Raw genomic sequence first — 18,613 nt, forward strand, 5'->3', positions numbered from 1 at the left:
GTGAAGGCGGGCCGTTCTGTTCCGATGCTCGTTCTGGATTCAGTGCAGGATCTGGCTGAGGAACAGCTTGGTACGCTCGTGCTGCGGATTGTCGAAGAACTCGGCCGGCGAATTCTGCTCGACGATCTGGCCCTGATCCATGAAGATCACGCGGTTGGCGACCTGGCGAGCGAAACCCATTTCATGGGTGACGCAGAGCATGGTCATGCCTTCTTCCGCGAGGCCGACCATGGTGTCGAGCACTTCCTTGATCATTTCCGGGTCGAGCGCCGAAGTCGGTTCGTCGAAAAGCATGATCTTCGGATTCATGCAGAGCGAACGGGCGATGGCGACGCGCTGTTGCTGACCGCCGGAAAGCTGCCCCGGATATTTGTGCGCCTGCTCGGGGATCTTGACCCGCTCGAGGAAATGCATCGCGACTTCCTCGGCCTCCTTCTTTGGCATTTTGCGCACCCAGATCGGCGCAAGCGTGCAGTTTTCCAGAATCGTCAGATGCGGGAAGAGGTTGAAGTGCTGGAATACCATGCCGACCTCGCGGCGCACTTCATCGATCTTCTTGAGGTCGTTGGTGAGTTCAATCCCGTCGACGACGATCTTGCCCTTCTGGTGCTCCTCGAGGCGATTGATGCAGCGGATCATCGTCGATTTGCCGGAGCCCGACGGGCCGGCGATGACGATGCGCTCGCCGCGCATGACCTTGAGATTGATGTCACGCAGGACATGGAAATCACCATACCATTTGTTCATGTTGGTGATCTCGATCGCCACGTCCGTCGCCGAGACGGTCATTTTTGAAGCAGTGGCATTATTTGCCATATGTTTTCCCCTTTTTATCGTCGGCTGGTATCGAGCAGGCGTTCCATGAAGCCTGAATAGCGCGACATGCCGAAGCAGAAAAGCCAGAAGACGAAGCCCGCGAAGATGAGGCCCGTCAATGGCGTGACGGCGGACGACCAGTTCGCATCGGCGAAGTTCAGGCGAACGATGCCGAGGAGATCGAACATGCCGATGATCGAGACGAGAGACGTGTCCTTGAACAGGCCGATGAAGGTGTTGACAATACCCGGAATCACCAGCTTCAGCGCCTGCGGCAGGATGATGAGGTTCATCTTCTGCCAGAAGCCGAGGCCGAGCGAATCGGCGCCTTCATACTGCCCCTTTGGAATGGCCTGCAGACCGCCGCGGACCACTTCCGCCATATAGGCCGAAGCGAAGAGCGACACACCGATCAAGGCGCGCAGAAATTTGTCGAAGGTCACCCCCTGGGGCAGGAACAGCGGCAGCATGACGCTGGCCATGAACAGAACCGTGATCAGCGGAACGCCGCGGACGAGTTCGATAAAGGCCGTGCAGAGCATCTTGATCACCGGCATGTTCGACCGCCGCCCAAGCGCCAGAAGAATGCCCAACGGGAGCGAAACCGCGATCCCGACAAATGACAGGACGAGGGTGACCATGAGGCCGCCCCACAGCGGTGTCTCGACGTAGGTCAGGCCGAGCCAGCCGCCGGGAAGCAGGATCGTGGCGATGATCGGCAACACGACCAGTAGCAACAACGCGTTCAGGCCCTTGTACGGAATTTTCGGGATCAGCATCGGCACGAGGAACAGGACGAACAGGATGCCGACAAGTGCTGGGCGCCAGCGTTCATCGAGCGGATAGCGGCCGAAGAGGAACTGAGAGAATTTCGCATTGACGAAGGCCCAGCAGGCGCCGCTCCAGCCGTCCGGCTGCGAGCCGCCCTGGGCGATCGTGGCGCAAACGCCGCGGCCGCCGCCCGTCCAGGCGGCGTCTATGAAGAGCCATTGTAGAGCCGGCGGCACCAGCCATGCCAGGATGAGCAGACTGATGATGGTCATGGCCGTGTCTTTCGGCGTAGCGAAGAGATTCTTCCTGAGCCAATAGACAATGCCGCTGTCCAGCGCCGGGGGAGGTGAGGCTTCGATTATCGAAGCACGAACGAAAGATGCCTGTTGCGTGGTCATGAACTCACCTCTCCACCAGCGCCATGCGAGCGTTGTACCAGTTCATGAACAGCGAGGTCGCGAGGCTGAGCGTCAGGTACACGATGAGCCAGATGCTGACGACTTCGATCGACTGACCGGTCTGGTTGAGAATGGTGCCGCCGACGGCGACGAGGTCGGCGTAGCCGATGGCGACCGCCAGTGACGAGTTCTTGGTGAGGTTGAGATATTGGCTGGTCAATGGCGGGATGATGATGCGCATGGCCTGCGGGACGACCACGAGGCGCGTCGTCAGCCGGGGACGGATGCCGAGCGCATGGGCGGCCTCCGTCTGCCCCTTCGAAACTCCGCGGATACCGGCCCGGACAATCTCCGCGATGAAGGCGGCAGTATAGAAGGACAGCGCGAGGAAGAGCGACATGAATTCCGGTCCGACGACCGAACCACCGGTGAGATTGAACCTGCCGGCAACGGGCAGGTCGAACGTGAGCGGTGCCCCTGTCACGAGGAAGGTGACCGCAGGCAAGCCGATGGTCAGTCCGAGCACGGTCCACAGCACGGGCAAGCGCCGGCCGGTCGCCATCTGCCGCTGGCGTGCGTAACGGGCAAAGACGAAACTTGCTGCGAGGGCGACCAAGAGCGCGACTATCGTATACGCCGCGCCCTCTTCGAAAATGGGCTTCGGGAAGGCGACGCCGCGATTGCTCACGTATATATCGAGGGGCAGCTCGAGCGCGTCACGTGCCTGCGGCAGAATTGCCAGAACGCCGCTGTACCAGAAGAAGATGACGAGCAGCGGCGGGATGTTGCGGAACACCTCGACATAGGCCAGCGAAAGCTTGGCAATGATCCAGTTGTGCGAAAGGCGCCCGATGCCGACGATGAAGCCGATAACCGTGGCGGTGATGATGCCCGTGATCGCCACCAGCAATGTGTTGACGAAACCGACCACCAGGGCGCGGCCGTAGGTGGAATCGCTGGTGAACGCAATCAGCGATTGCCCAACGTCGAAACCCGCGCGGCTGTTCAGGAAACCGTAGCCGGATGCGATATTCGCGCGCCGCAGGTTCTCGATCGTGTTGTCGACGATCCAATAGATGAGAACCGCGAGAATGATGATAGTGAGTGCCTGGTAAAATATTCCGCGCACCTGGGGATCGTTGAAGATCGATCCCGAGGATTTGCTTTTTTCAGGCGCATCTGTAACGCCAATGGCCATGCAATGCCTCTTTCCCCAATCCGCCCTTTGTGGGCGTTCTTATCGTTGAAGACGGGGGAGCGGCGGTACCGCTCCCCCGGTTCGTAAATGCCGATCAGCGGACCGGCATCGCGTACTGGAGGCCGCCCTTCGTCCACAGCGCGTTCAGACCGCGCTCGATCTTCAGCGGGCTGCCGGCGCCGATGTTGCGATCGAACACCTCGCCATAATTGCCGACTGCCTTGATGATGTTCACCGCCCACTCGTTGGTAAGGCCGAGGTCGGTGCCGATCTTGCTATCGGCTTCTACGCCGAGGAAGCGCTGAACGTCCGGGTTGGCGGAGCTCTTCATTTCCTCGACATTGGCCTGAGTGATGCCGAATTCTTCAGCCTGGACTAGAGCGTAATGGATCCAGGTGACGATATCGAACCATTGGTCATCGCCCTGGCGGACAGCCGGGCCGAGCGGCTCCTTCGAGATGATTTCCGGCAGGATGATGTGATCATCCGGGTTGGAAAGCGTGAGACGCAGCGAATAGAGGCCCGATTGGTCCGTCGTGTAAACGTCGCAGCGGCCGGCGTCATAGGCTGCGTTCACTTCCTCGAGCTTCTCGAAGACGACCGGATTGTACTGCAGGTTGTTCGCCTTGAAATAATCGGCGAGGTTCAATTCGGTGGTGGTGCCGGTTTGCACGCAAACGGCGGCGCCGGAGAGTTCGAGAGCCGACTTCACATCGAGGCTCTTGCGTACCATGAAGCCCTGGCCGTCGTAATAGTTGACCGGGCGGAAGTTGAAGCCGAGTGCCGTGTCGCGATTGATGGTCCAGGTGGTGTTGCGAGCCAGGACGTCTACTTCACCGGACTGCAGCGCCGGGAAACGCTCCTTTGCGGAGGTCGGCGTGTACTTCACCTTGGAGGCGTCGCCGAAGATGGCGGCCGCAATGGCCTTGCAGTAATCGACGTCGAAGCCGCTCCAGTTGCCGGCAGCATCAGGTGCCGCGAAGCCGGCGAGACCCGTGTTCACGCCGCACTGGACGAAGCCCTTCGCTTTCACGTCGTCAAGGGTAGCGGCCGATGCAGCATTTGCGCCAATCCCCGCGACAGCACCGCATACCAAGGCTGTCAGAATTCTTCTTGCCATTTTTTTGAACCTTTTCGGTTGTTAGTTCCCGTCTGCACGGTCGTGCGCTTATAGCGCGTGCAGCCTCAGCCACCCTCCTGGCTTGAGTGCGGTCTATCTCATGCCCAAAATCCACAAGGGTCAAGAGATGATGCCGATTTTCCGTTTTTTCATGTGAAAAACATGAAATCCGCCAGAAGTTTAGGCAGATCTGACGGAAAAACCGGAGGTAATGCGCAAAATGCTGCCACTTGCACGTTTATCGGGATTCGATGGCTCGCCGCCGAATTTCCCCCTTGACCCCGCAGGTGCGGCATTCGATGAGTTGCCGTGGCGAATTTCAACAGCGGATTTTTCGAATGGCAGAAAAGACGAGCGCAGTTCGCGAGATGGGAGTCAACACCCGCCTTGCGCACACCGGCAACAATCCCTCCGACTTCCATGGATTCGTCAATCCGCCTGTCGTGCACGCTTCGACCGTGCTGTTTCCAAACGCCAGAACCATGGAAACGCGGGCGCAGAAGTACACCTATGGTACACGCGGCACGCCGACGACCGATGCGCTCTGCGACGCGATAAACGATCTCGAGGGAGCAGCTGGAACGATTCTCGTGCCCTCGGGGCTTGCGGCTGTCACCGTGCCGTTCCTTGCCTATCTCTCATCGGGCGACCACGCCCTCATCGTCGATTCGGTCTATTTCCCGACACGACATTTCTGCGACACGATGTTGACCCGGCTCGGTGTGACGGTCGAATACTACGATCCGATGATAGGGGCGGGAATCGAAGCCTTGATCAGGCCGAATACGCGGCTCGTTCATACGGAGGCGCCGGGTTCGAACACGTTCGAAATGCAGGATATCCGGGCGATTGCCGAGGCTGCGCATCGCCATGACTGCATCGTGACCATGGACAACACCTGGGCAACGCCGCTCTACTTCCGGCCGCTCGAGCATGGCGTGGACATTTCCATCCACGCCGCCACCAAATATCCGTCCGGTCATTCGGACGTCCTGCTCGGAACGGTTTCCGCCAATGCGGCGCATTGGCCGGCCCTGAGCGAAGCGATGGTGACGCTCGGCGTATGCGTGTCGCCGGACGACAGTTACCAGATCCTGCGCGGCCTGCGCACGATGGGCATTCGCCTCGAGCGGCATCAGGCAAGCGCTTTTGAAATCGCGCGCTGGCTCGAGGGCCATGAAGAGGTCGCGCGTGTACTGCATCCCGCGTTGCCGAGTTTTCCTGGGCATGAATTGTGGAAACGTGACTTTGGCGGCGCAAGCGGCATCTTCTCGTTCGTGCTGAAAGCCGGACCGGAGACGAGCAGGGCGAAGGCCCATGCCTTCCTCGACGCGCTCTCCATCTTTGGCCTTGGCTATTCCTGGGGCGGTTTCGAAAGTCTGGCGCTTCATGTGAACCTCGCCGACCGCAGGGTGGCGAAAGCCCCTTCGGAAGGCCCGGTAATCCGGCTGCAGATCGGCCTGGAAGACGTTCAGGACATCCGGCGCGACGTCGAGGCCGGCCTTGCAGCGGCGAAGGCCGTCTGACCGCGCCGAAGTGACGCTCCAGCGCCGCGCGTCTCTTCAGACGCGCAAGGCCGATGTAATTCTTTTAATCTGCGCATCGAGCTTTCCGAAAATCGGGTACGATTTTTGGGCCGATGCGTTATCGTCCCGGAGCGCCGTAGCCGTAAAGCCAGTCGAGATCGGCGGCCAGCGTTTCAGGGCCGCGTAGCGCCAGAACCGCATTGCGCACCACCTGGATTGGCCCTCCGGCATGATAAGCGAAGCGGTTGAAGGCGCCCCTCTTGCGGACACGGGCAATGCGCGGCCTGCGTGCGGCCTCATATTGGCGGAGCGCGGCGGCAACATCGTCGCATCGCTTGAGACATCGGGCGAGTTCCTGGGCGTCCTCGATCGCCATCGCCGCGCCCTGAGCGGCAAATGGCGTCATGGCATGCGCGGCGTCGCCGATGAGAACGATGTCGCGCCCGTTGTGCCACGGGCCTTTACCGACCGTGCAGAGGGGCCAGTAGGTCGCTGAAGCGGCACTGTCGAGCATCGAGCGCAGGCCGGCGTTCCAGTGCCGGAATGCCGCGGCAAGTTCCCGTCGCCGCTCTTCGGAATTCTGGCCGACCCATGTCTCGTTTGCGGGCCTCCCACCTATGATCGCGATCAGGTTGAAGCTGTCCGTCTCCCTGATCGGGTAAACTACGAGGTGAGCGTTCGCTCCGAGAAAGGCCGTGACGCGATCGTCCGAGAGGCAGTTAGCCGCGCATGCGCGCGGTACCATCAGGCGCCAGGCGACATCGCCGGTAAAACGCACTGCCCCCCCTTGCGGGAGGGTGGCTCTGACCTGCGACCTGATACCGTCGGCGCCGATGGTGACCGACGGCCGCCGGCCGGTTGCCGCCATGACCGCCGGGACGGGATCGCCTTCGATCCGGCTTCCGAGATGCAGCCGGCAGCGCGGCTCCGACTGCACGGCATGAAGCAGGATCCGCTGGAGGCTGGCTCGGTGGAGCACGCCATAGGGCGCCGCCCAGCGGCTGCGCGCGTCGGCACCAGCCGGTACGCGTGCGAGCGTCCGCAGTGACCGGCCATCGGCAAGAGCAATGGTATCCGGTTCGCTCCAAACCGCCCGAAGCGCTTCGAGCAGCCCGAGTTCGATTAGTATTCGCGATGCGTTCGGCGAGAGTTGCAGCCCGGCGCCGACCTCCTCGAGCGTTTCCGCCTGTTCGAAAATATCCGTGTTGAAGCCTTGGCGCGCAAGGCAGAGCGCCATCGTGAGGCCGGCAATGCCGGCGCCGACGATCGCGATCGGAGCCGCGTTTTGCATCGGCGCCGTGCCGACGCCAATCAGGCGGCTTTGTTTTCGAAGAGACAGCCCGGCGGGATCGTTTCCGTCGCCTTCAGCGAAGGATTATAGCGATACAAGGTCGAGCAGTAGGAGCAGACCTTCTCGTTGTCATCGCCCATGTCGATGAAGATATGCGGGTGGTCGAAGGGAATGGATGCGCCCGTGCACATGAACTCCTTCACGCCGATCTCGATTACCCGGTGCCCGCCGTCGTTCTGGAAATGCGGGATGCTGTGGCCGGCCATGCTTGAGACTCCGATGAATGCAAATCTTGGCTGTTTGATTTTGCCGGCACCATAGTGAGCTTTGTCGGAAATGTGTAGAAGCAAACATGACGCGCCTGTGGTTTTTGGGGGTGCAGGGGTTTTCCGCCAAGCCCTTTGCGCCTAGTTTGCGGCCAAAATCGAACAATTCGCCAGGAACAGAAATGGATCTGAATCCGCCGCAATTCTCGCGCTTCGTGCATGACGGACTGGAAATCGCCTTTTTCGACGAGGGAGACCGTTCAGGGGATCCGATCCTGCTCATCCATGGCTTCGGCTCGAGCGCCAACGTCAACTGGGTGTTTCCGGGATGGGTGAAGGCGTTGGGCGAAGCAGGCTACCGGGTGATTGCGCTCGACAATCGTGGTCACGGCGCCAGCAGCAAGCCCTACGACCCTTCCCTTTATCACCCGCCGCAAATGGCGGGTGACGCGGCTGCACTTCTCAGCCATCTCGGCATCGGCGACGCGCATGTTATGGGCTATTCCATGGGCGCGCGCATCTCCGCCTTCCTCGCCTTGGGGCATCCGCACCGCGTCCGTTCGCTCATTTTCGGCGGGCTCGGGATCGGCATGGTAAGGGGCGTCGGGGACTGGGATTCGATCGCCGGCGCGCTTCTTGCGCCATCGCTCGAGGACGTGACGCACGAACGCGGTCGCATGTTCCGTGCCTTTGCCGATCAGACGAAGAGCGACCGCCAGGCGCTTGCCGCGTGCATTTCCACCTCGCGCGATCTGCTATCGGTGGAGGATGTCGGGCGCATCGAGGCGCCGGTGCTGATCGGCGTCGGGACGAAGGATGATATTGCCGGGTCGGCACAGGAACTTGCCGCGCTGATGCCACATGCCACGGCGCTGGACATTCCGGGGCGCGACCATATGCTGGCGGTGGGCGACCGGGTGTTCAAGAAGGCGGTTCTCGAGTTCCTCGCAGAGGTCGGCCGGAGATAGGCCGCCGCGGTCTCCATCGATGCGCGAAGAGACCATTTATGTCGGCGGGGAATTGCCCTATATATGGCCGATTGACGGTGCAGGAATCTGATCGGAAGGAGCGCGGCCATGGTCGCAAAGACCGAACTTCGTCATGCGGAATCGCTAAAGGCGGTCGATCCCATCTGGGATAGCCTGCGCGAAGAGGCGCGCCTGGCCGCAGAGCGCGACCCGATGCTCGCCGCCTTCCTGTATTCGACGGTCGTCAACCAGCATTCGCTGGAAGAAAGCGTGATCTACCGGATTTGCGAGCGGTTGGATCATCCGGACCTGCAGGCAAACCTGCTGCATCAGACCTTTTCGGAGATGCTCGATGACTGGCCCGAATGGGGCACGATCCTGCGCGTCGATATCCAGGCCGTCTATGATCGCGATCCGGCCTGCGCGCGGTTCCTCGAGCCTGTCCTTTATTTCAAGGGTTTCCATGCCCTTCAGACGCATCGTCTCGCGCACTGGCTCTGGAATCGCGGACGGAAGGACTTCGCGCTCTATCTGCAAAGTCGCTCCTCGAGCGTCTTCCAGACGGATATCAATCCGGCCGCTCGCATCGGGCGCGGCATTTTCCTCGATCATGCGACCGGCCTGGTAGTCGGTGAAACGGCCGTTATCGGCGACAACGTCTCGATCCTGCACGGTGTCACGCTTGGCGGTACTGGCAAGGAGGGCAGCGATCGCCATCCGAAGATCGGCAACGGCGTGCTGATCGGCGCGGGCGCGAAGATTCTTGGCAATATTCACATCGGCCATTGCTCGCGCGTGGCCGCGGGTTCGGTCGTGCTGAAGCCGGTGCCACCGAAGACCACGGTTGCAGGCGTCCCGGCAAAGGTTGTCGGCGAGGCGGGCTGCTCGGAACCGTCGCGTCAGATGGACCAGCTGCTCTCGAGTTTCGATATCTGAGACAGGCGGCGGCGACGGCAGGCCCCGCTTTCGTGGCCGCGCCCGCGTCACATGAATACCCTCCTGTTCAGGGGGTTGATGGAGAATCTCACAGTCTCCACAGGCGGCAGGCGCCGGAGTGGGTTTACACCCGGCGCCATCGCATGCGAGAAGCGCCCGAAATCAACCGGCTACGGAGAGTAGATTTGAAGCCCGAAGAGATCCGCAAGCTTGAGGCCTATTTCAAGCGCACCTTTAATCAGTCGATGGTCGTCAAGGCTCGTCCGAGGAAGGACGAATCCGCTGAAGTCTATCTCGGCGACGAATTTCTCGGCGTCGTCTTTCGCGATGAGGAGGACGGCGAACTTTCCTACAATTTCTCGATGGCGATCCTGGACATCGATCTGTAAGGGCGGACCGGGGACCGGCGCGTGTGGCTTTTGCACCCACACGCCCGCATCGTGATGCGAGTGCCGCAAAAATTCCGATTTTCTCTGATACCCGGTGCCCTCAGCCTGATTTTTTCTCCATAAGTCGTACTTTTTGCGTCGCCGTCACAGAATTCTACTGAAAAGGGCGGCGCTTTCACAAAGCTGTTGCAGGATTTGCATGCTATTGCAATGCACAACATAACTTGACTTTTTGTGCATTGCACATAGATTTGTACCGCACTCTGCCCCACGCAAAAAGGAGACGCCCAATGTTTAACTTCGATGACGCGAATAAGAGAAGCAAGGAAGTGATGGATGTGGCCGTCAAGAGCTACTCCGCCCTGACCAAAGGCTTCCAGGCAATCGCGACCGAAGCAACGGATTATTCGAAGAAGTCGTTCGAGGATGGTATCGCCCATCTCGAAAAGCTGTCCAATGCCAAGAGCCTGGAGGCAGCTTTCGAACTTCAGACGAACTATCTGAAGGCGAGCTACGAAGGTTTCGTCACGGAAGCGACGAAGATCAGCGAAATGTATGCCGATCTCGCCAAGGACGCCTACAAGCCCTATGAGGCGCCGGTTGCCAAGGCCACCGCGCAGGTCAAGTCTGCCGCAGCCGCCTGACGACGAAGGCGATCGCCATCTTTCAAAAAAGGCCGGTCGCGGGCTCGCGGTCGGCCTTTCTTCGTCATTGGAGGCGCGGCCAGGCCTCGGGGCTTGAATCCTCCGGATGCGGGAGGCGCTCGACGGTGAGAGAATTTCCCATCAATCTTGTGCTTCGCCATGCGAATATGATTGCAGTGCGTCTGTTCGGCCTTAAAATCCAAGAACGAACCATTAGATAAAGGCAATAAAGCCGTGGCCATGGCCCCTGGATTGCGGCTCTTGAGGGAATGAAACAGAATGATCGCCATGCCGGTCCGGATGCAGCAGGGAAGCGAAGGAGACGGAGGCGGCCCCACTCGCGGCACCTCCGTAATCACGCGCACCAAGCCGAAGACCAAGAAGCCGAGTTTGTACCGCGTCTTGCTTCTGAATGACGATTACACGCCGATGGAGTTCGTCGTTCACATTCTGGAGCGCTTCTTCCAAAAGGACAGGGAAGAGGCAACCCGCATCATGCTCCATGTCCATAATCATGGCGTTGGAGAATGCGGCGTCTTCACCTACGAGGTCGCCGAAACCAAAGTGGCGCAGGTGATGGATTTCGCCAGGCAGCATCAGCATCCGTTGCAATGCGTCATGGAAAAGAAATGAGGATCTAACGTGCCAACATTTTCGCCCAGCCTTGAAAAGGCGCTGCATCAGGCACTGACTTTTGCCAACGAGCGCCATCACGAATATGCGACGCTCGAGCACCTGTTGCTGGCATTGATCGACGATCCCGACGCGGCAGCCGTCATGGGCGCTTGCAACGTAAATCTCGACGCGCTTCGCAAGACCGTGACCGACTATGTCGACAACGAACTGTCGAACCTGGTCACCGGCTATGACGAGGATTCGAAGCCGACCGCCGGCTTTCAGCGCGTCATCCAGCGCGCCGTGATCCATGTGCAGTCCTCCGGCCGCGAGGAAGTGACCGGTGCCAACGTGCTCGTCGCAATCTTCGCCGAGCGCGAGAGCCATGCGGCCTATTTCCTGCAGGAGCAGGAGATGACGCGCTACGATGCGGTCAATTTCATCTCGCACGGCATCGGCAAGCGGCCGGGTAGTTCCGAGTCGCGGCCGGTGCGCGGCGCCGAAGATCAGGAATCCGAACAGAAGGCTTCGCGCGAGAGCGAGGAAGCCGCGCCGAAGAAGCAGCAGGATGCGCTTACCGCCTATTGTGTCAACCTCAATGAAAAGGCGAAATCCGGTAAGATCGATCCGCTTATCGGCCGCAATGCCGAGGTCAACCGCACGATCCAGGTGCTTTGCCGCAGGTCGAAGAACAATCCTCTCTATGTCGGTGATCCCGGCGTCGGCAAGACGGCGATTGCCGAGGGGCTCGCAAAACGCATCGTCGAGAAGCAGGTGCCGGAGGCGCTTCAGGATGCGACGATCTTCGCGCTCGACATGGGAACGCTCCTCGCCGGGACGCGCTACCGCGGCGACTTCGAGGAGCGGCTGAAGCAGGTGGTGAAGGAACTCGAAGAATATGCCGGAGCCGTGCTCTTCATCGACGAGATCCATACGGTCATCGGCGCGGGCGCAACGTCCGGCGGCGCAATGGACGCATCGAACCTCCTGAAGCCGGCGCTCTCCTCCGGCTCGATTCGCTGCATCGGTTCGACGACCTACAAGGAGTATCGCCAGTTCTTCGAGAAGGATCGGGCGCTGGTGCGCCGTTTCCAGAAGATCGATGTCAACGAGCCGACGGTCGCCGACGCGATCGAGATCATGAAGGGACTAAAGCCGTATTTCGAGGGCTATCACAACCTCAAGTACACGAATGACGCGATCCGGGCTGCCGTCGAGCTTTCCGCCCGCTATATCAACGACCGCAAGCTGCCGGACAAGGCGATCGACGTCATCGATGAATCGGGTGCGGCCCAGATGCTCCTTCCCGCCAGCAAGCGGCGCAAGCTGATCACCGAAAAGGAGATCGAAGCGACGATCGCCACGATGGCGCGCATTCCGCCGAAGACGGTGTCCAAGGACGACGAGGCGGTGCTCGCCAATCTCGACAAGGAGCTTAGGTCGGTCGTCTATGGCCAGGATCTGGCGATCGAGGCGCTTGCCTCCTCGATCAAGCTCGCACGCGCCGGCCTGCGCGAGCCGAACAAGCCGATCGGCTGCTACATCTTTTCCGGCCCGACCGGTGTCGGCAAGACGGAGGTGGCCAAGCAACTGGCCGTGTCGCTCGGTGTCGAACTGCTGCGCTTCGACATGTCGGAATACATGGAGCGGCACACGGTTTCCCGCCTGCTCGGCGCTCCTCCCGGCTATGTGGGCTTCGACCAGGGCGGACTTCTGACCGACGGCGTCGACCAGCACCCGCACTGCGTGCTGCTTCTGGACGAGATCGAGAAGGCGCATCCGGACCTCTTCAACATTCTGCTGCAGGTCATGGATCACGGGTCTCTGACTGACCACAACGGCAAGAAGATCGACTTCCGCAACGTCATTCTGATCATGACCACGAATGCTGGTGCCTCCGACATGGCAAGGCCGGCAATCGGCTTTGGATCGACCAAGCGGACAGACGAGGATATCGAGGCGCTGAACCGCCTGTTCACGCCGGAGTTCCGCAACCGTCTCGATGCCGTGATCCCGTTCAACTCGCTGCCGACACCTGTCATCCATCAGGTTGTGCAGAAGTTCGTCATGCAGCTCGAGACGCAACTCGCCGAGCGCAACGTCACCTTTGACCTCGCGCCCGATGCGATCGCCTGGCTGGCGGAGAAAGGATACGACGAGAAGATGGGCGCGCGGCCGCTGGCGCGTGTCATCCAGGAGAACATAAAGAAGCCGCTGGCGGACGAAATCCTGTTCGGCAAGCTCAAGAAGGGCGGCGTCGTCAAGGTGACGATCGGCACGAAGGAGGACGGCAGCCAAGGACTGGTCCTCGACGCAGTGCCGGAGACGGCTCCGATAAAGCCGAAGGCGGAGGTATCGCGGCCGGCAAAGAGCGCCAAGCCGAAGAAGACGGAGGAAAAGGAAACCGTCGCCGCCGAGGCTGGCCCGAAGGCAAAACCGAAGAAAGCGGCAGCCAAGCCCGGTTCTTCGGATGGCGGTCCGCTGAAGGGACGGACGGTTCCGAAGGTTCCGCGCAAGAAGTGACGCGATCGTGATTGTGCCTGACGGTGCCGGTAGGATTACCCGGCACCTTCAACGGTTCTGCTCAATGCGGCAGGGCAGAGGGGGTAAATCGGGGCACCAAACCTCAACCGCAGCTCTAAGTCTACTGTCATTCCCAACTGATCCCCCGGGATATCCATGGAAGATGTTGAAGACGAACGGTCGTCCCTTGCCTGGTTCCTGAAGGGCGCGCGAGGGATTTGCAGCGTTCCGGCCGTGATCCTGATGCTGTCCTTCGTCGGCTTTTGCGCGCTCACGGTCCAGGCGGGCATCCCCCCGGAGCAGGTCGTCTTCATGACCGGTGCCGTCTGGGCTTTGCCGGCGAAGGTCATCCTCGTCAGCTCGGTACTCGGCGGCGCCAGCCTCGCGACGGCGTTCCTTGCCGTCACTCTGTCGTCGGTCCGGCTGATGCCGATGGTTGCGGCGCTCGTTCCCGAACTGCGCGGGCCGAAAACACCGACCTGGGTACTCCTGGTGCTGTCTCATTTTATTGCGATCACCGCCTGGGTCTTCGCGATGGAGCGAATCCATGAGGTGCCGCGCAACCGCCGTGTCACGTTTTTCGCGGGTTTCGGCATCACGCTGGTTGCCGCCAATATGGTCCTGGTCGGGGTCGTCTATCATCTCGTCGCGGAATTCCCGCCGATCGTCGCCGGCTGCCTGTTCTTCCTGACGCCCGTCTATTTCCTTGCCTCGATCTGGCATTCGGCGCGCCACCCCGTCGTCTACGTGGCGCTTGCCGCCGGTCTCGTCGCCGGGCCGCTGTTCTACTGGATCGCTCCGGAGTTCGATATCCTGCTTGCCGGCGTCGGCGGCGGAACGGTCGCCTGGGCCGGCGAACGCCTGTGGCGCTTGCGGCGGGAGGCGGGCGCGTGAACTGGCTGGAGGGGTGGTGGGCCTATGCCTTCATCGCGATTGCCGGCTGGCTCGCCACGGATATCTGGCGATGGCTGGGCGTGATTGCCGGCAAGCAGCTCCGCGACGATTCCGAGGCGTTGAACTGGGTGAGGGCGGTGGCGACCGCGCTGGTCGCGGCCGTGATCGCGAAGCTGATCCTCTTTCCGACCGGGGTGCTTGCGCAATCGCCGCTGTGGCTGCGGCTGAGCGCCGTCTTTCTCGGCGCCCTTGCGTTTTTTCTCGCCCGCCAAAAGCCGATCGCCGGCATCGCGACGGCGATCGCGGTTCTCGCCGCCGGACTCTGGTGGCTGGGATTCTGACCCTACAGCGCCTGCCGGATCTTCTCCGCATTTGCGGCCAGCACGTCGCCGTCTACCATCTGTCCGGAATGCGGTTTCAGCGGAACGCCCGCCCTGCGGGGAATGACATGGAAATGCAGGTGGAAAACCGACTGGCCGGCCGGGGCCTCATTGAACTGCATGACGGTGACGCCATCCGCGTCGAAGGCCTGCTTCGCCGCGATGGCGACCTTCTGAACCGTCGCGATCAAGGCGGGTAGGCTGGCTGTGTCCGCGTCGAGAAGGTTGCGGGACGGGGCCTTGGGCAATACCAGCACATGCCCTTCCGCCTGCGGCATGACGTCCATGAACGCCACCGTCGCATCGTCTTCATAGACCCGATGGGAGGGGATCTCGCCGCGCAGGATCTTGGCAAAGATATTGCTGGTGTCATAACCGCTCATGTCACGTCCTCTTGTTGGTGCGCGGCGGATATTTCGGCGCCGCTCGTCGTCTCATTGTTGATCGCCTTTGCGGAAGGGACCGTGTTCCGCAAGGAATTCGCCAGTCTCTTCCACATCGCGGCGTTCCCGTTCAAGGTAGTCCGCGACCGCCCGCGCCAGTCCGGGATGGGTGATGAAGTGGGCCGAATGGGTCGTCACCGGCATATAGCCGCGCGCCAGCTTGTGCTCGCCCTGCGCTCCGGCCTCTACCCGCTGCAGGCCCCGGGCGATCGCAAAGTCGATCGCCTGGTGATAGCAGACCTCGAAATGCAGGAAGGGGTGATGCTCGATGCAGCCCCAGTGTCGTCCGTATAGCGCCTCGCCGCCGATGAAGTTGATTGCGCCGGCGATGTACCGGCCGGCGCGCTTGGCCATGACCAGCAGGATGTCGTCGGCCATCCGTTCGCCGATCAGGGAATAGAAGTCGCGCGTCAGATAGGGACGTCCCCATTTGCGCCCGCCCGTGTCCATGTAGAAGGCGAAGAACTGGTCCCATATGGCTTCGGTCAGGTCGCTGCCGGTAAGCCAATCGATCGTGATTCCATGTTCGACGGCAGTGCGGCGCTCCTTCTTCAGCGCCTTGCGCTTTCGCGACGCCAGGGTCGCGAGAAAGTCGTCATGCGAGCTATAGCCCGCATTCATGAAATGAAACTGCTGGTCCGTCCGGTGCAGGAAACCGGCCCGCTCGAAGGCCGGCATCTCCTCGGCAGGAACGAAGGCCACATGGGCGGAGGAGACGCCGTGTCGGCGCGTGAGTTCCTTGAGGCCCGCGGCCAGCGCCTCCCGCACCGGCCGGGGATCGGTGCCGTCGGCCGCCAGCAGGCGCGGTCCCGTGACCGGCGTGAAAGGCACCGAACACTGCAATTTCGGATAATAGCGCCCCCCCGCCTGTTCGAAGGCATTCGCCCAGCCATGGTCGAAGACATATTCGCCCTGGCTATGGTTCTTCATGTAGCAGACGAGGCCACCGGTGATGGATCCGCCCGCATTCTCGATCAGCAGATGTTGCCCCAGCCAGCCCGTCTGCGCCGTCGCCGAGCCGGATTGCTCCAGCGCCGACAGATAGGCATGCGAGATAAACGGGTTATAGGGCGTGCCAGCATGCGCTTTCGACGCCCCGGCAAGCCGATCCCACTTCGCCGGCGGAATCGCGGTGAACGAATGCTCGATGCGGATGGTGATCGCGTCTGACATGACCTTAGGAAACCATGGTCTCCCGTGGATCGAAACCCTCGAATGTCATTTGATCGGCATGGGCGAAGGTATGCTCCTGCGCCCGCCGGTCGCGCACGGTCCAGGTGATGACCGTGCAGCCGAGGGTACGCTCCTTGGTGATGAACGGGTTCGGCAGGTCGCCGTAGAAATAGGAAATGAAATCCAGGCCGAACTGCATCGCTTCTTCGTGCACGAAGAAGGTTTCCGGTCTGGAGCCTTCGGCGGTCAGGCCGAGCGGATAGGGGGCGTCGAGCGCCCTCAGGTCCTTGAGCAGCCAATGGTCGAAGCTCATCAGCGCCACGGGCCCCTTGTATCCCTCAAGCGTGTCGAGCACGGCTGCCGCAAAGCCCTCGTCGTCGCCCTTCCGGCCCTTGAGTTCGAGGACGAGCGGTACGCGCCCGGCTACGAGCCGGAGGAGTTGCGACAATGTCGGCACCTTGTCCGCGGTGCCTCCGACGGAGAGGAGGGCGAGTTCTCCGGCCGTTTTCGCCCGGATATCCCCCTTCAGCCCGCAGAGACGCCGCAGGTCGTCATCATGGAAAACGACCGGGATGCTATCGGCTGTATATTGCAGGTCGCACTCGATCGCGAAGCCCGCCTCGACGGCGCGGGCGAAGGCCGAAAGCGTGTTCTCCCAGACCTCGCGGTTCATGTCGTGATAGCCGCGATGCGCGATCGGCTGCGTCTTGAGAAAGGACGTGTCCTTCATGGTGGCGCCCCGATCAGGCGATCTCGAGGATGGCATCGATCTCGACCGCCGCATTGAAGGGCAGGGAGGCCATGCCGACCGCGGCGCGCGCGTGCTTGCCGGCTTCGCCGAGCACATTCGCCAGGAGATTCGAGGCGCCGTTGATGACGAGATGTTGTTCGGTGAACTCCGGTGTTGAGGCGACGAAGCCGTTGATTTTGACGAGGCGCCGAATGCGCCCGAGATCGCCGCCGAGCGCGGCCTTTGCCTGCGCCAGGATGTTGATCGCGCAGAGCTCAGCCGCCCGCTGCGCCGCCGCGACATCGACATCCTTGCCCACATGACCCGTGACCGCGACCTTGCCGGCTTCCATGGGCAATTGCCCGGAAATATAGAGCGTCGAGCCGGTGACGACGAATGGAACGTAGTTCGCGACAGGCGCGACCGCCTGCGGAAGCACGATACCGAGTTCGTTGAGGCGCGTTTCGATCTCTGCGGACATAGAGGGCTCCGTTGTTGTCTTTTGTGATAAAATCCGTCATGCAGGCAGGATGGGCTCGATCCAGGTGGCGTCGCCTTGTTTCTGCCGAACGTTTGTTTAACGCATCGCCGCCGAGTCCAACAGGAGGAAACGGATGTTTCGTAAAGGCCTCGGCCTGGTCGCTCTCTCGGGCGCCTGGCTCGCTGCGGCGGCCGCGGCCGGCGTGGCCAATGCCAGTACGCTCGCACCTCACCGCGCCGTCTACGACCTTGAGCTGAAGGACGCATCCGAACGTTCCGGCATCAGCGGAATGTACGGGCGCATGGTCTACGAGTTCAACGGTTCCGCCTGCGAAGGGTACACGGTCAGCTTCCGCTTCGTGACCCAGGTGGACACGGGCGAAGAAGTTCGCATGACCGACCAGCAGACGACCACCTTCGAGGATATGAGAACCGGCAGCTTCCGATTTCTGACGCGTTCCTTTACCGACGAGAAGCTGGACAAGGAAGTGCGCGGAAGTGCGCATGAGGAGACGTCCGGCGTCAAGGTGGAACTGACCGTACCCGATAGGCGCGAAGTGGCGCTGGCCGCAAGTCGATTTCCGACCGAGCACATGCTGGAGGTCATCGAGCGGGCCAAGAGGGGCGAGACCTTCTTCGAGGCGCGCATCTTCGATGGCTCCGATTCGGGTGACAAGACGCTGATCACTTCCACCTTCGTGGGCAAGGCCCGCAAGCCGGAGCCGAACGACGTGGACGCCGGCAGAGCCGGCGAGCTCGCAGGCGAAAGTTACTGGCCGGTGACGATCTCCTACTTCAACGATGAAGCGACGGGCGATGCCGTGCCCATCTACCGCATGTCCTTCAAGCTCTACGAGAATGGCGTCACCCGCGATTTGACGATGGACTACGGAGACTTCGTCCTGGCCGGCAGGCTTGCCGACCTCGAAGTCTTCAAGGCGGAAGAGTGCAAATAAAGCAGGCCACCGCAAAAGCAGATAATGCGAGGCGCTGCAGGGCAAATCGGACTTCCTGTCTTGATTTATCGGATGGTAGCGGCTAAGGGGCTGTCC

The 18,613-nt window shown here is 61.2% G+C and carries 20 protein-coding genes; 10 read left to right on the forward strand and 10 right to left on the reverse strand.

The features are described from left to right. Positions 1-39 precede the first annotated feature (39 nt). The 4 genes from AC4P1R_RS05575 to AC4P1R_RS05590 all read right to left on the reverse strand — a co-directional run bounded on the left by AC4P1R_RS05575 (position 40) and on the right by AC4P1R_RS05590 (position 4,303). Positions 40-816: an amino acid ABC transporter ATP-binding protein gene (locus AC4P1R_RS05575; RefSeq protein ID WP_069457840.1), complete on the reverse strand. Its 777-nt coding sequence runs from the start codon at positions 814-816 to the stop codon at positions 40-42. Between the two features lie 14 nt (positions 817-830). Continuing rightward, positions 831-1,985 (reverse strand): amino acid ABC transporter permease, encoded by a 1,155-nt coding sequence (locus AC4P1R_RS05580; protein ID WP_069457839.1) that lies wholly within the window; start codon positions 1,983-1,985, stop codon positions 831-833. A 4-nt stretch (positions 1,986-1,989) separates the two neighbouring features. Continuing rightward, entirely contained in the window at positions 1,990-3,183 is a 1,194-nt protein-coding gene (locus tag AC4P1R_RS05585) for an amino acid ABC transporter permease (RefSeq protein ID WP_069457838.1), read from the reverse strand. Positions 3,184-3,277: 94 nt separating this feature from the next. Further along, complete coding sequence (locus tag AC4P1R_RS05590; protein ID WP_069457837.1) at positions 3,278-4,303, reverse strand: amino acid ABC transporter substrate-binding protein; 1,026 nt, start codon at positions 4,301-4,303, stop codon at positions 3,278-3,280. Between the two features lie 338 nt (positions 4,304-4,641). Between AC4P1R_RS05590 and AC4P1R_RS05595 the strand changes: the two genes are divergently transcribed. Next, positions 4,642-5,829: a cystathionine beta-lyase gene (locus AC4P1R_RS05595; RefSeq protein WP_069457836.1), complete on the forward strand. Its 1,188-nt coding sequence runs from the start codon at positions 4,642-4,644 to the stop codon at positions 5,827-5,829. A gap of 118 nt (positions 5,830-5,947) precedes the next feature. On the opposite strand, the gene AC4P1R_RS05600 is transcribed toward AC4P1R_RS05595, so the two are convergent. Beyond that, positions 5,948-7,120 carry an FAD-dependent monooxygenase gene (locus AC4P1R_RS05600; RefSeq protein ID WP_069457835.1) on the reverse strand — a complete coding sequence of 391 codons (1,173 nt, stop codon included), beginning with the start codon at positions 7,118-7,120 and terminating at the stop codon, positions 5,948-5,950. A 20-nt stretch (positions 7,121-7,140) separates the two neighbouring features. Then, entirely contained in the window at positions 7,141-7,386 is a 246-nt protein-coding gene (locus tag AC4P1R_RS05605; protein WP_069457834.1) for a zinc-finger domain-containing protein, read from the reverse strand. Between the two features lie 182 nt (positions 7,387-7,568). Here AC4P1R_RS05605 and AC4P1R_RS05610 point away from each other — a divergent pair, with 182 nt between their 5' ends. The 8 genes from AC4P1R_RS05610 to AC4P1R_RS05645 all read left to right on the forward strand — a co-directional run bounded on the left by AC4P1R_RS05610 (position 7,569) and on the right by AC4P1R_RS05645 (position 14,696). Beyond that, positions 7,569-8,354, forward strand: coding sequence for an alpha/beta fold hydrolase (locus tag AC4P1R_RS05610; RefSeq protein WP_069457833.1), 786 nt, complete (start codon positions 7,569-7,571; stop codon positions 8,352-8,354). 108 nt (positions 8,355-8,462) lie between these two features. After that, positions 8,463-9,290, forward strand: coding sequence for a serine O-acetyltransferase (cysE, locus tag AC4P1R_RS05615; RefSeq protein ID WP_069457832.1), 828 nt, complete (start codon positions 8,463-8,465; stop codon positions 9,288-9,290). A gap of 185 nt (positions 9,291-9,475) precedes the next feature. Then, entirely contained in the window at positions 9,476-9,679 is a 204-nt protein-coding gene (locus tag AC4P1R_RS05620) for a DUF3126 family protein (protein WP_069457831.1), read from the forward strand. A gap of 290 nt (positions 9,680-9,969) precedes the next feature. After that, on the forward strand, positions 9,970-10,323 hold the full coding sequence (locus AC4P1R_RS05625) for a phasin family protein (protein ID WP_069457830.1): 354 nt from the start codon (positions 9,970-9,972) through the stop codon (positions 10,321-10,323). 279 nt (positions 10,324-10,602) lie between these two features. Beyond that, complete coding sequence (clpS, locus tag AC4P1R_RS05630) at positions 10,603-10,956, forward strand: ATP-dependent Clp protease adapter ClpS (protein WP_069457829.1); 354 nt, start codon at positions 10,603-10,605, stop codon at positions 10,954-10,956. A 9-nt stretch (positions 10,957-10,965) separates the two neighbouring features. After that, a complete protein-coding gene (gene clpA / locus AC4P1R_RS05635; protein ID WP_069457828.1) occupies positions 10,966-13,461 on the forward strand; it encodes an ATP-dependent Clp protease ATP-binding subunit ClpA in 2,496 nt (831 codons plus the stop codon). Positions 13,462-13,617: 156 nt separating this feature from the next. After that, positions 13,618-14,355, forward strand: coding sequence for an AzlC family ABC transporter permease (locus tag AC4P1R_RS05640; protein ID WP_069457827.1), 738 nt, complete (start codon positions 13,618-13,620; stop codon positions 14,353-14,355). Beyond that, the gene (locus AC4P1R_RS05645) at positions 14,325-14,696 is read left to right on the forward strand and encodes an AzlD domain-containing protein (protein WP_069457826.1); all 372 of its coding nucleotides are present in this window, start codon (positions 14,325-14,327) and stop codon (positions 14,694-14,696) included. The genes AC4P1R_RS05640 and AC4P1R_RS05645 overlap by 31 nt, the downstream gene beginning before the upstream one ends. Positions 14,697-14,698: 2 nt before the next feature. Here the strand turns inward: AC4P1R_RS05645 and AC4P1R_RS05650 are convergent, their stop codons facing one another. Genes AC4P1R_RS05650 through AC4P1R_RS05665 form a run of 4 tightly spaced genes read right to left on the reverse strand, consistent with a single transcriptional unit; the run spans position 14,699 to position 17,562 of the window. Next, positions 14,699-15,118: an HIT family protein gene (locus AC4P1R_RS05650; protein ID WP_069457825.1), complete on the reverse strand. Its 420-nt coding sequence runs from the start codon at positions 15,116-15,118 to the stop codon at positions 14,699-14,701. Between the two features lie 51 nt (positions 15,119-15,169). Then, positions 15,170-16,351, reverse strand: coding sequence for a GNAT family N-acetyltransferase (locus AC4P1R_RS05655; protein WP_069457824.1), 1,182 nt, complete (start codon positions 16,349-16,351; stop codon positions 15,170-15,172). Positions 16,352-16,355: 4 nt separating this feature from the next. Then, entirely contained in the window at positions 16,356-17,081 is a 726-nt protein-coding gene (locus AC4P1R_RS05660) for a glycerophosphodiester phosphodiesterase (RefSeq protein WP_069457823.1), read from the reverse strand. A 13-nt stretch (positions 17,082-17,094) separates the two neighbouring features. Next, on the reverse strand, positions 17,095-17,562 hold the full coding sequence (locus AC4P1R_RS05665; protein ID WP_069457822.1) for a RidA family protein: 468 nt from the start codon (positions 17,560-17,562) through the stop codon (positions 17,095-17,097). Positions 17,563-17,695: 133 nt separating this feature from the next. Here AC4P1R_RS05665 and AC4P1R_RS05670 point away from each other — a divergent pair, with 133 nt between their 5' ends. Further along, positions 17,696-18,517, forward strand: a complete 822-nt coding sequence (locus AC4P1R_RS05670) for a cell envelope integrity EipB family protein (protein WP_069457821.1) — start codon at positions 17,696-17,698, stop codon at positions 18,515-18,517. The last annotated feature ends 96 nt before the right edge of the window (positions 18,518-18,613 follow it).

This window comes from Sinorhizobium sp. Y406, from assembly GCF_058732025.1.

Coding starts and splice junctions, on each gene's coding strand:
- AC4P1R_RS05575 (WP_069457840.1), bottom strand. CDS start 816: ATGGCAAATAATGCCACTGCTTCAAAAATGACCGTCTCGGCGACGGAC.
- AC4P1R_RS05580 (WP_069457839.1), bottom strand. CDS start 1,985: ATGACCACGCAACAGGCATCTTTCGTTCGTGCTTCGATAATCGAAGCC.
- AC4P1R_RS05585 (WP_069457838.1), bottom strand. CDS start 3,183: ATGGCCATTGGCGTTACAGATGCGCCTGAAAAAAGCAAATCCTCGGGA.
- AC4P1R_RS05590 (WP_069457837.1), bottom strand. CDS start 4,303: ATGGCAAGAAGAATTCTGACAGCCTTGGTATGCGGTGCTGTCGCGGGG.
- AC4P1R_RS05595 (WP_069457836.1), top strand. CDS start 4,642: ATGGCAGAAAAGACGAGCGCAGTTCGCGAGATGGGAGTCAACACCCGC.
- AC4P1R_RS05600 (WP_069457835.1), bottom strand. CDS start 7,120: ATGCAAAACGCGGCTCCGATCGCGATCGTCGGCGCCGGCATTGCCGGC.
- AC4P1R_RS05605 (WP_069457834.1), bottom strand. CDS start 7,386: ATGGCCGGCCACAGCATCCCGCATTTCCAGAACGACGGCGGGCACCGG.
- AC4P1R_RS05610 (WP_069457833.1), top strand. CDS start 7,569: ATGGATCTGAATCCGCCGCAATTCTCGCGCTTCGTGCATGACGGACTG.
- cysE (WP_069457832.1), top strand. CDS start 8,463: ATGGTCGCAAAGACCGAACTTCGTCATGCGGAATCGCTAAAGGCGGTC.
- AC4P1R_RS05625 (WP_069457830.1), top strand. CDS start 9,970: ATGTTTAACTTCGATGACGCGAATAAGAGAAGCAAGGAAGTGATGGAT.
- clpS (WP_069457829.1), top strand. CDS start 10,603: ATGATCGCCATGCCGGTCCGGATGCAGCAGGGAAGCGAAGGAGACGGA.
- AC4P1R_RS05640 (WP_069457827.1), top strand. CDS start 13,618: ATGGAAGATGTTGAAGACGAACGGTCGTCCCTTGCCTGGTTCCTGAAG.
- AC4P1R_RS05650 (WP_069457825.1), bottom strand. CDS start 15,118: ATGAGCGGTTATGACACCAGCAATATCTTTGCCAAGATCCTGCGCGGC.
- AC4P1R_RS05655 (WP_069457824.1), bottom strand. CDS start 16,351: ATGTCAGACGCGATCACCATCCGCATCGAGCATTCGTTCACCGCGATT.
- AC4P1R_RS05660 (WP_069457823.1), bottom strand. CDS start 17,081: ATGAAGGACACGTCCTTTCTCAAGACGCAGCCGATCGCGCATCGCGGC.
- AC4P1R_RS05665 (WP_069457822.1), bottom strand. CDS start 17,562: ATGTCCGCAGAGATCGAAACGCGCCTCAACGAACTCGGTATCGTGCTT.
- AC4P1R_RS05670 (WP_069457821.1), top strand. CDS start 17,696: ATGTTTCGTAAAGGCCTCGGCCTGGTCGCTCTCTCGGGCGCCTGGCTC.